This is a genomic window from Chthoniobacterales bacterium (assembly GCA_035274845.1).
In the GTDB taxonomy this organism is placed as follows: domain Bacteria; phylum Verrucomicrobiota; class Verrucomicrobiia; order Chthoniobacterales; family UBA10450; genus AV80.
In genome coordinates, this window is sequence record DATENU010000022.1 from 386,153 (window position 1) to 397,180 (window position 11,028).

The following is an 11,028-nucleotide window of genomic DNA, read 5'->3' on the forward strand; positions in this document are numbered from 1 at the left end:
CATTCGTCATTTCGATTCGAAATCGAGCGGGAGCTTCGTCGGGTCCTCGATGCACTGCTTCACGGTCACGAGAAACGTGACCGCTTCCTTGCCGTCGACGGCGCGGTGATCGTAGCTCAACGCCAAATACATCATCGGTCGAATCTCAACCGCGTCCTTCACCGCTATCGGGCGCTTCACGATCGCGTGCATGCCGAGAATCCCGCTTTGAGGCGGATTCAGGATCGGTGTCCCCATGAGCGAACCGTAAACTCCGCCGTTTGAAATCGTGAAGGTGCCGCCCTGCAAATCCTCGATCTTGATCTTTCCCTCCCGCGCTTTCCCCGCGAAATCCGCGATGTCCCGCTCCACTTCCGCGAAACTCTTCTTGTCCGCATCGCGCACGACCGGAACCACCAGGCCGCGTTCTGTTCCGACCGCGACCCCGATATCGTAGAAGTGATTCAGGATAAAATCTTCGCCTTCGATCCGGCTATTGATCGCCGGCACGGCCTTCAACGCCTCAACCGCCGCCTTAATGAAGAAAGACATGAACCCCAGCTTAAGGCCGTTCTTTTTCGTGAAGGCGTCCTGCGATTTCGCCCGTAACGCCTGGACTGCGGTCATGTCGCACTCGTTGAAGGTCGTAAGGATGGCGGCCGTGTGCTGAGCCATGACAAGCTGCGCGGCGATCTTGCGGCGCAGGGGCGACATTTTTTTGCGGGTGAACCGTTCGTTCCCGGACGCCTGCGCCGGTTTTTCCTCCGCGCGATCGCCCGCAGGTTTCGGCGCCGGAGCCTCCGACGGAGCCGGGCGATTCTGGGCCGCACTGAGCGCATCTCCTTTCGTGATGCGCCCCCCTTTCCCGCTCCCGCGAATTTCCTGCGGATCCAGTTTTTCCTCTGTCACCACGCGGCGAGCGGCTGGTGAAAGCGCATCCGACGATTCCCCAGCCGGAGCGGGTTTCTGCCCGTCCGGCTTTGCCTCGGCCGGCGCAGCCGCGGCCTCGCTTTTTGGCGCGCTCGGTTTCGGGCTGCTCCCAGCGTCCTCAATCATCGCAACCACCTCTCCGATTTTCACCTCCGCGCCTTCCGCGACCATGGTCTGCAAAACGCCATCCCGCTCCGCGGTGATCTCGGTGGAAACCTTGTCGGTCTCGAGAGTAAAGAGCGGATCGCCGGCGCTCACCGGCTCACCCGATTTTTTGTGCCAGACCGAAACAATCCCGCTCTCAATCGATTCGCCGACGGCCGGAATTTTTACCTCGATGCTCATGAAGGCGTTACATTATGCGCAAAAGTGGAAAGTGAATAGTGATCAGTGCCTTGTGATCAAGAACCATTCACTTATCACCATTCACCTATCACAAGCTGAACGCCTCCGCGATCAGCTGGGCCTGCTCACGCTTATGGACCGCGAGCGAACCGACCGCGGGACTCGCGCTCGCGTTCCGCCCCGCGTAAACGATTTTGCGGCCGAAAAGCGCCCACAAACGCGGCTCGATGAAACTCCAGGCGCCCATGTTTTGCGATTCTTCCTGGCACCAGATCAGTTTCGCACTCTTGGGGAACGGTTTGACCATTTCCCGCAACTTGTGCTCGGCCAGGGGATAGAGTTGCTCGACCCGGATGATCGCGGCGTTGGTGATCTTTTCCGCGTCCCGGTGATTCAGCAGATCGTAATAAACTTTGCCGGTGCAGAGAATGACTCGCTTCACTTTCTCCGGGGGCCCCACTTCGGGCGAGCCGAGAATCTCCGAGAATCCTCCACTCGTGAAATCTTCCGTGCGCGATGAAGCCTGTTCGGAACGCAACAGGCTCTTCGGCGTCATGATGATGAGAGGCTTGACGAAATCGCGTTTCTTCTGCCGCCGCAGAACGTGAAAGTACTGCGCGGAGGTGGTGAGATTGCAGACCTGGATATTATCTTCGGCGCAGGCCTGGAGAAAGCGCTCGAGTCGCGCGCTGGAATGCTCCGGGCCTTGTCCCTCGTAGCCGTGCGGGAGAAGAAGCACGATCCCGCTGGGCCGCTGCCATTTCGATTCGGCCCCGGTAATGAACTGGTCGATGATGACCTGGGCGCCGTTGGCGAAATCGCCAAACTGCGCTTCCCAAAGGCAGAGCATGTCCGGGTAATCGAGCGAATAGCCGTAATCGAACCCGAGGACGGCCGCCTCTGAGAGCAGGCTGTTGTAAACACAGATGCGGGCCTGGTCGGGCGCGAGGTGGAGCAGCGGCATATACGGCTGCCCTGTCTTCGCGTCGTAAATGAAAGCGTGGCGCGTGCTGAACGTTCCGCGGCGGCTGTCCTGACCGGAGAGCCGCACCGGCGTCCCTTCGAGAAGCAACGATCCGAAGGCGAGCGCCTCGGCGTAATGCCATTCGTATGGACCGCCCGCTTCGAAAACCTCGCGCCGCCTATCTAGCACCGTGCGCTTTATCTTTGGAATGACCTGAAAATCTTCCGGAACGCGCGTCAGCCCCTCCACGATCTGGCGCAACATCTCGGGACTGATCGCCGTCGGCTTGCACTCCGTGGTGTATTGAGGCTGAAAGACCGCGGTCGATTCCTGGAACCTGGCCTTCTCGCCGGCTTGCTCTTCCTCGATCGACTTCACCTCCTGCAGGACCAGCTCCAGCCGCATTTCGAACTCCGCTTCCAGGCTGGCCGCCTCGTCCGCGCTTAATCTTCCGGCATCGATCAGCTCCTTCTTGAAAAGCTGGGCGACCGGGAGGCGCTTCTGGATCTTCGCGTAAAGATCGGGCTGGGTGAACGACGGTTCGTCGCCTTCGTTGTGGCCGTAGCGGCGGTAGCAATACATGTCGATGACGATATCGCGCCCGAACTCCTGGCGAAAATCCAAGGCCAGTTCAGTGACAAACTTAACCGCGAGCGGGTCGTCCCCGTTCACGTGAAAAATCGGGACCTCAACCATCTTGGCGATGTCGGTGGCATACATGGAGGAACGGGCATCCTCCGGCAGGGTCGTGAACCCGATCTGGTTATTCACCACCACGTGGACCGTCCCGCCCGTCCCGTAACCGTGGAGCTGCGACATGTTCAGCGTCTCGGCCACGATCCCCTGCCCGGCGAAGGCGGCATCGCCGTGAATGAGCAAGGGGAGAACTTTGCGGCGCAATTCGGTATCGCCGCGGATCCGTTGGCGCGCGCGCGCCGTCCCTTCCACAACCGGGTTGACGGCCTCGAGATGGCTTGGATTGGCCGAGAGACGAATTTCCACCTCCGCGCCTGACTCGAGCTTTCGGACCGTCCGGTAGCCAAGATGGTATTTCACGTCCCCGTCGCCGGCTACGAGGTCAGGGATGTAGTTGGTCGAGAACTCCGTGAAAAGCACCTGGAGCGATTTCTTGAGGAAATTGGCCAGGACCGTGAGCCGGCCCCGATGGGCCATCCCCATGCAAATTTCCTCGACCCCGTGGCGCAGGCAGCGCTCCAGGATGGTGTCGAGAATGACCATGAGCGACTCCCCGCCCTGAAGAGAAAACCGCTTCTGGCCCACATAGCGGGTATGCAAAAACGTTTCGAAAGTTTCTGCTTCCAGGAGAGCGCGAAGCAGCGCGATCTGCGCTTCCCGCGCCGTGTCGTGTTTGGGCGGACGCGATTCCAGCCGGTGCCGGACCCAGTTGCGGACACGCGGATTTTGAATGTGCTGAAATTCCGCGCCGATCGAATCGGCGTAGATGCTTTCGAGCAGCGCGATCATCTCGCGGAGGGTCATTTTGCGACCGTCGAGAAAGAATTTCGACGAGACCGAAAGCCCGAGGTCCTTCTCGCTAAAGCCGAGTTCTCGGAGACTCAGGAGCGGGTTCTGCGGGCGCTTATCCGCCAGCGGATCGATCCGGGCGATGGTGTGCCCGAGGGTTCGATAGGCGTAAACCAATCCGTCCACCCGGGTTTGGAGCGGGCCTTCGGCGATTTCCTGGCGCGGTTGGGCCTCAGCCGCGGCGGCGCCATTCCGGAGATGAAGGTCGCCCAGCTCGAACCCTTCAAAGAAAGCGGACCAGCCGGAGTCCACCGAATCCGGGTCCTTCTGCCAACGCGCATAGTTTTCCTCGAGTAATTCGAGATTTACATGGGTCGCAAAAGAGGGGCGCATGGTGGCTTCAATCTGCAAGGATCGATGGGCTCCGGCAAGTTGACAGTGCGAAGAGTGTTCCTTTACTTGCAACCCCAGATGACGGCGGAAGAAATCTACGAATCTGTCACTAATGGCGGGGCCAGTGATTTCGCGCAGGTTGTCGCGATTCTACGGCGTCACGGCCCATGGTGTCTGATCGGCGGCCTGGCGGTGAACTGCTACGTCGAGCCGGTTTACACCATTGATGCGGACATCGTCGTGGTTTCGCAACATCTTGAAGCGATCCGAGGAGAACTGGCCGCATCCGGTTTTCAGATGGAGCAATTCGCTCATTCGCTCAACGCGAAGAAAGCCGCCGGCAAGTTGAATATTCAATTCACCCAGGACGACCGTTACCAGGCGTTCATCGCGCGAGCACAAGCGCGCGAAGTTCTCGGACAAAGCGTTCCAGTGGCGGACTTGAACGACCTTGTGCAGGGGAAAATCTGGGCGTGGACTGACGAGAAGCGAAGAGTGAGCAAGCGCAAAAAGGACGAACTAGACCTGATCCGGATCGCAGAGGCGTACCCCGAACTTCGGGGAAACATGCCGAAAGAGATTACATCGCAGCTTGAGGAGGACCCTGCTTGAGAACGAACCGACTGATGACCGCGGTCTTGCTGCTTACCGCACCCTCTCTTTTCGCCCAGGCCGATCCCGCTTCGGAGCCGGCCGTGCTGGCAGTGGCGAAGGTCCTGCCGGCAGTGGTCAATATCAATACCGAGCGGATCGTCCGGCGGCGGGTCCGCGATCCGTTTGAGGATTTCACCGCGCAATACTTTGGAACTTACCGAAGCCGGCCCCGCGAAGTCCGGCAGACTCTGCAAAGCCTCGGCTCGGGTTTCATCGTTGATCCCGCTGGCTACATCGTGACCAACGAGCACGTGGTCCAGCGCGCGGCCGATCTCAAAATCGAGGTGACCATGAACGACGGGAAAACCTATAGCGCCCGCTACATTGCCGGTGACGAGAAGAAGGACCTCGCTCTGATCAAAATCGAGGCCAAGGGCGATTTTCCTTTCATGAATCTCGAGAGCATCTCGCCGAACCTGCTCGGCCAGACTGTTCTCGTTGTCGGCAACGCCCTGGGCTATGGCAGTTCGATCAGCCGCGGCGTTCTGAGCGGCACAAAGCGCGATATCACGATCGACGAGACCGACTACAAGGACCTCCTGCAAACCGACGCCGCGATCAATCCGGGGAACAGCGGCGGCCCGGTCGTCGATCTCTCGGGACGCCTGGTTGGGGTCAGCTCCGCGAAAATGGCTTTCACGCCGCAGGGCGTTCCGACCCAGGGGGTCGGCTTTGCCATTCCGGCGGAGACGGTCCGCTCGAGCGTGGCCGAATTCAAAAAAATCGCGCAAAGTCCGCCGGCGCCAAAGAACAAGCCGGAGAAGGAGCCAGCCAGCGCAAATGCGATCCGGCTTTTCGGGATGCAACTCCAGAATCTCACCGCTGACCTGACCGATGCCCTCGGCTATGCCGCCGGCCAGGGAGTCCTGGTCACCGGGGTCGAGCCCAATAGCCCTGCGGACCAGGCGGGCATCCAGCGCGGGCTCGTGATTTACCGGGTCGGGAAATACAACGTGACTTCCGTGAAACAACTGGAAGGCTTGCTCTCGCGCGTCGGCTCCGGCACCAGCGTCGATTTTACGATCGGCATTGTCCGCGCCAACGGCCAGGGCCAGCAGGAAACCGTGCCTTTGACGGCGCGTTGAAACACACAAAAATTCGAAACGCCCGGCAGTTTCCGTTGTCTCACAGGATTACTTCCTCATGATCAAAGTCGAAAATCTCACGAAACGCTACGCCGGCCACACCGCGATCCAGGATTTGAGTTTCGAGGTCGGCAAAGGCGAAATCATGGGTTTCCTCGGCCCGAACGGCGCCGGCAAGAGCACGACGATGCGGATCCTGTCGAGCTTCATGCCGCCGACTTCAGGCCGAGCCACCATCGCCGGTTTCGACATCTTCGATCAATCGCTCCAGGCCCGCGCCCATCTCGGTTACATGCCGGAGAACGTCCCGCTCTATAACGACATGCGGGTGACCGAATATCTCGATTACCGCGCGGCCTTGAAGGGTGTGCCGCATCGCCGGGTGGCTGAGCGGGTCGGCGACGTCAAAGAACTTTGCGGCCTCAAAGAGGTGGAGAAGAAACTAATCGGCGCGCTTTCAAAAGGCTTCCGCCAGCGGGTCGGCCTGGCTGATGCGCTCGTCCACGAGCCGGACCTGCTCATTCTTGACGAACCCACGAGCGGTCTCGACCCCAATCAGATTCGCCAGGTGCGCGACCTGATCAAAAACCTGGGCAAACAGCACACCATTCTCCTTTCGACCCACATTCTTCCGGAGGTCGAGATGACCTGCAGCCGGGTGATCATTATCAACAAAGGCCGGATCGAAGCCTGCGATACGCCTGAGAATTTGCTGGGCCGGATTCGGACGGCGGGCGGCGTCTTCGTGGAAGCGAAAGTTGGCCATGATGATGGCGCCGAGGAGTTGAAGAAGATTCCCGGGGTGCGCGACGTAACGGTTTCGACCGATGGCGACTGGCAGGTGTTCGCCCTGCGCGTCGAAGCGAACACGGATGTCCGCGAGGATGTTTACCAGCTTGCGAATGCGCGGCGATGGACGTTGCGCGAGCTCTCGCAGCGCCGGGCCACGCTGGAAGACGTGTTCGTGGAGATAACGCACCCGGATGCGGAATGAAGCGGGGGGCTCAATGAGAAAATTCTACACACTCCTCTCCCGCGAAGTCCGGAGCTACTTCTACTCGCCGATCGCGTACGTGGTGCTCGTCTTCTTTCTTTTCGTGAGCGGAGCGGACTTCTATTTCCAGCTCTCGTTCATGAACGGGCGCCCGATGTCGTATTCGATCCAGGAAGCTTTCTTTAATTCCGTCTTTTTCTGGTTCGCTTTCGTCCTGATTTTTCCACTGATCACGATGCGGCTGTTCGCAGAGGAATTTAAGCTCGGAACCATCGAGCCGTTGATGACCGCGCCGGTGCGGGACTGGCAGGTCGTGCTCGCGAAATTCTTCGGCTCGCTGGTGTTCTACATCATTCTCTGGCTCCCCACCCTGCTGTATTTCTGGATCTTCCAGGCCGTGACCCACCAGCCGGCGGCGAACTCCACCGGCGCCTATCTGGGCGCGTATCTCATGCTGCTCCTGCTGGGCATGTTTTATCTGTCAATCGGATGTCTGGCGTCGGTAGTGACAAAGAACCAGATCGTGGCCGCGATCATTTCGTTCTGCGTCATCACTCTGCATTTTTTCGCGGGCCTGATCTCTTTCGTCCTCCAGGAGATCAGCTCGAGCACGCGGCAAGCGCTCGGGTATTTCTCGGCCATCGAGCAAATGGGAACGCTCTCCCGTGGTGAGATCGATACGCGGCCGGTGGTTCTTTACGTGAGCATGACACTCCTCGTCCTGGCGCTGACCTATCAGGCGTTTCAATCCCGGAAGTGGAGGCTGTAAGGATGGAAACCGACGAATCGCTTCCAATCAAGCCGCGCAAGATTCACCGCGTTCGCATTGGCTTGAACGTCTTGGTGCAAATCGGGCTCCTTCTTTTCCTCGCCATCATGGCGAACTATCTCGGGTTCGAGCATTACCGGCGCTGGGACCTGTCGCGCGACAAGAAATACGCGCTCTCGGATAAAACCAAGCGCTTCCTCGAGACCATCAAGGGCAAAGTCCGGGTGACGGTCTTCTTTTCGCCGACGAATCCGATCGGCCAGGATGTGCAGGCGTTGCTGACCGAATATCAGTACGCGGGGAAAGGGAAGATGGACATCGAGCATATCGATCCGGAACGAAACCTTTCCCGCGCCAAGGAGCTTTTCGACAAATACAAAGTGGTGAGCGACGAGAGCCTCGTCATCCTGGATTACGACGGCCGCAACAAGACCGTGAAGGCGTCCGAGATGGCGGAGGTGGACCAGGGAAACCCGATGCTGGGCGAGCCGCCGAAGGTCACCGCCTTCAAGGGCGAGCAGGCCATTACCAGCGCGATGATCGACCTGGTGGAGGGGAAGAAAAACACACTCGGCTACGTTCTTGGTCACAAGGAACCGCCCATCGCGGACACGGCGCCCAGTTTGTCGCCGACGTTGGCTCCCGATCCCGGCACTCGCAGCCCGATCTCCCTGGTCAAGACCGTGATTGAGAATGAAAACATCAAGTTCCAGGAGCTGAACCTGTTCGAGGTAGGCGCAATCCCGGCGGACGTAAAAACCATCGTCATCAATGGTCCCCAATACGATTTCTCCGATCGCGAGATGAAATTGCTTCGGGATTTCTGGGAGAAGCAGGGCCGCATCCTTCTTCTGCTCGATCCCTCCGCGAAGACGCCGAAGCTGAACGCCTTTCTCAACGAACTGGGCGTGAAAGTTAATGACGACCGGCTCATGGCACTGGTGAAGACCGGCATCCAGGAAATGGCCCGGGTCCGGGACGTGGTCGGACGTTTTCTGCCCGACAACATCATCACCAAACGGCTCGGAGACGTTCGCGGGATCTTCCTGGGCGGCACTTGTTCGCTAACCCTGGAACAGGACCGGGTCCGCGCCGTGAATGTGCGGCTCCAACCTTTGGTTCAGGCCGAAAAAGGATACTGGGCCGAGACGGATTATAACTCGACCGATGAAGAGAAGCTCCAGGCCGACGCCGCCCAGGCTCCCACGACGCCGCTGACGATCGCTGTCTCAATCGAAAAAGGCGGCAGCGCCGACGAGCGCGTCCAAGCCAACTCCTCGCGCCTGGTGGTGGTGAGCAACTCAACGTTCATCCAGGACAGCGCGATCACCCAGGACCAGCAGGCGCTCGACTTTTTCTCGGCCAGCGTGAACTGGCTTCTGAGCCGCGAGCAACTCATCGGCATCGCGCCCAAGGTTCCCAAGACCCTCACCTTTACCCTCGAAGACAAGTCCCTGCGCAATCTGAGGTGGCTGATCCTCGCGCTTATCCCACTAATCCCGGCTATCCTCGGGTTCGCTGTCTGGTGGCAACGCCGCACATGAAGACCAGGACGACGCTGCTCTTGCTGACGGTGGTGATTGCGGTCGCCGCCTACATAAAGTTTTACGAGAGCAAACGCCCCAATACAGAGGAGGCCAAACAAAAGGCGGGAAACGTGGTCAACTTCGAACGGGACGCGCTCGAAGGAATCGTGATCCAAAACGGTGAGGACAAAATCGATCTGCGCAAACAAGACCAGAAATGGAGGCTCGAAGCTCCGTTCAAAGACCAGGCTGACCGGGGCGCGATCGAGAGTCTGCTGGCCGACCTCGATTCATGGCAGAAATTCGATGCCATTCCCGCAAACGAAATTGCCAGGGACAAGAGCAAGCTGGACGAATTCGGCCTGAGCAAGGGAAAGCTCAAGTTGAAGCTGATCGGCAAAGGGATGCCGCCGGAAATCACGTTTGGAAACGACGCGGCGCTCCAGGGCAAAATGTATGTCCGGGTAGGCGACGGGAATGATGTCTTCATCGCCGCGCAATCGGTCCGGAACGATATTGCGAAGAAGCCCGAGGACTTTCGGGACAGGAAACTGACCGACCTGGCTACGGCCCAGATCACGCGCGCGTTGCTCAAGACGGCCGCCGGCGAAATGGAAGTGGAAAAAAAAGCGGATCACTGGGAAATCGTCAAACCACTCCGGGCGCGCGGCGACGATCAGAAAATTTCCGATTTGCTCGCGCAAGTGACCACGGCGCAGATCCAGCAATTCGTGGCCGAAGACCGGGGCGATTTGCGGCCGTATGGCCTGGCGGAACCGCGCGGTTCCATCACGGTGTTTTCTGGCGAAGACAAGACCGGGCAGAGTCTCCAGATCGGCGGTCCGGTTGCGGCCACGGGAGAAAAGGACAAGGACCAGGTTTACGTCCGTTTCACGGGACGCAATGCGGTCTATACCCTGCCGAAGAAGATCGAGGAATTACTGGCTGTGAAGCCCGCCGATCTTCGCGATCGGCATTTGGTTCGAATCGATCCGAACATTCTGGACCGCATCACCATCGAGGCGGCGGACAAAGGAAAAACGGTCCTCGCTCGCGCGGAGGAAAACTGGACGATCGCGAACAAGAATAACCTGCCCGCCAATGCGGGGGAAGTCATCCGCATGCTCGACCTGGTCCGCGCCGAGCAGGTGACGAAGTTCGTCGAAGATGTGGCGTCCGATCTGCCCAAGTACGGCCTCGATAAACCGCAGCTCCAAGTCACTTTCAGTTCCTTCTCCTCGGAGAATACGCCCGAGAGCACGGCCGGCGAACATCCCTTTGCTTCGATCGCGTTTGGAAAAGTGGAGGGCGAGGAGGTTTATGCGCGGCTGGGGGACGAGCCGTTCATCGTGGCCGTCCGCCGCAGTTTGCTCGACAACATTTTCCCTGATCCGTTGCAGTGGCAGGAGCTGGCGGTGTTCCGGTTTAAGCCGGATGAGGTGCACAAACTGACGGTGACGACCGATCGCGAATATGCGCTCGTCCGAAATGACAAGAAGGAATGGACTTGGGTGAAAGGAAGCGAGCCAATCAACTCGGTGAATGTGCAGTCCTTGCTGAACACGCTGTCAGTCGTGCGCGCCGTTCGCTGGGCGGGCGCGACGACGCCGGCGCATGGCGTCGATAAGCCGCAAGTCACGATTACGTTCACGACTTCGCCCGACGACAAAGCGGTCCACAAGCTCGTGGTCGGCGCATCAGCCGGCGAAGGCATGTGGTTTGCGCGCTCCGACGAACGCGAAGGAACCTTCGTGATGAGCAACCCGGAATTCAACGCGCTGAAGCTGCCCCTGGTGGCGGCGCCGAGTCCAAGCCCGACAGGGACACCGACACCAACAGCCGCGCCTTCGCCGCACTAGGTGGATCGCGCGCTACGTCGCGCGATGGAGGCGACTCTCATCGCG

Annotated in this window: 8 protein-coding genes; 6 read left to right on the forward strand and 2 right to left on the reverse strand. The window is 59.3% G+C overall.

What is annotated here, in order from left to right; all coding sequences use genetic code 11:
* Nucleotides 1–6 precede the first annotated feature (6 nt).
* Together odhB and VJU77_17750 are read right to left on the reverse strand one after the other, a co-directional pair.
* Nucleotides 7–1,254 (reverse strand): 2-oxoglutarate dehydrogenase complex dihydrolipoyllysine-residue succinyltransferase, encoded by a 1,248-nt coding sequence (gene odhB, locus VJU77_17745; GenBank protein HKP05198.1) that lies wholly within the window; start codon nucleotides 1,252–1,254, stop codon nucleotides 7–9.
* 88 nt (nucleotides 1,255–1,342) lie between these two features.
* Nucleotides 1,343–4,096, reverse strand: coding sequence for a 2-oxoglutarate dehydrogenase E1 component (locus VJU77_17750; protein ID HKP05199.1), 2,754 nt, complete (start codon nucleotides 4,094–4,096; stop codon nucleotides 1,343–1,345).
* Between VJU77_17750 and VJU77_17755 the strand changes: the two genes are divergently transcribed.
* From VJU77_17755 to VJU77_17780, 6 genes are read left to right on the forward strand one after another with little or no spacing between them, the layout of a single operon-like run.
* The gene (locus tag VJU77_17755) at nucleotides 4,073–4,708 is read left to right on the forward strand and encodes a hypothetical protein (protein ID HKP05200.1); all 636 of its coding nucleotides are present in this window, start codon (nucleotides 4,073–4,075) and stop codon (nucleotides 4,706–4,708) included. The two genes, VJU77_17750 and VJU77_17755, sit on opposite strands and share 24 nt — an antisense overlap.
* A complete protein-coding gene (locus VJU77_17760) occupies nucleotides 4,705–5,835 on the forward strand; it encodes a trypsin-like peptidase domain-containing protein (GenBank protein ID HKP05201.1) in 1,131 nt (376 codons plus the stop codon). Before VJU77_17755 ends, VJU77_17760 begins: the two co-directional genes overlap by 4 nt.
* 58 nt (nucleotides 5,836–5,893) lie before the next feature.
* Nucleotides 5,894–6,829, forward strand: coding sequence for an ATP-binding cassette domain-containing protein (locus tag VJU77_17765; GenBank protein HKP05202.1), 936 nt, complete (start codon nucleotides 5,894–5,896; stop codon nucleotides 6,827–6,829).
* Nucleotides 6,830–6,842: 13 nt separating this feature from the next.
* Entirely contained in the window at nucleotides 6,843–7,598 is a 756-nt protein-coding gene (locus tag VJU77_17770) for an ABC transporter permease (GenBank protein HKP05203.1), read from the forward strand.
* Between the two features lie 2 nt (nucleotides 7,599–7,600).
* Nucleotides 7,601–9,142 carry a GldG family protein gene (locus VJU77_17775; GenBank protein HKP05204.1) on the forward strand — a complete coding sequence of 514 codons (1,542 nt, stop codon included), beginning with the start codon at nucleotides 7,601–7,603 and terminating at the stop codon, nucleotides 9,140–9,142.
* Entirely contained in the window at nucleotides 9,139–10,983 is a 1,845-nt protein-coding gene (locus VJU77_17780; protein ID HKP05205.1) for a DUF4340 domain-containing protein, read from the forward strand. The genes VJU77_17775 and VJU77_17780 overlap by 4 nt, the downstream gene beginning before the upstream one ends.
* Nucleotides 10,984–11,028: the final 45 nt, after the last annotated feature.

Excerpts from the sequence above, each read along its gene's own strand:
- odhB (HKP05198.1), bottom strand. The coding sequence starts at position 1,254 with ATGAGCATCGAGGTAAAAATTCCGGCCGTCGGCGAATCGATTGAGAGC.
- VJU77_17755 (HKP05200.1), top strand. The coding sequence starts at position 4,073 with ATGGGTCGCAAAAGAGGGGCGCATGGTGGCTTCAATCTGCAAGGATCG.
- VJU77_17750 (HKP05199.1), bottom strand. The coding sequence starts at position 4,096 with ATGCGCCCCTCTTTTGCGACCCATGTAAATCTCGAATTACTCGAGGAA.
- VJU77_17765 (HKP05202.1), top strand. The coding sequence starts at position 5,894 with ATGATCAAAGTCGAAAATCTCACGAAACGCTACGCCGGCCACACCGCG.
- VJU77_17770 (HKP05203.1), top strand. The coding sequence starts at position 6,843 with ATGAGAAAATTCTACACACTCCTCTCCCGCGAAGTCCGGAGCTACTTC.
- VJU77_17775 (HKP05204.1), top strand. The coding sequence starts at position 7,601 with ATGGAAACCGACGAATCGCTTCCAATCAAGCCGCGCAAGATTCACCGC.
- VJU77_17780 (HKP05205.1), top strand. The coding sequence starts at position 9,139 with ATGAAGACCAGGACGACGCTGCTCTTGCTGACGGTGGTGATTGCGGTC.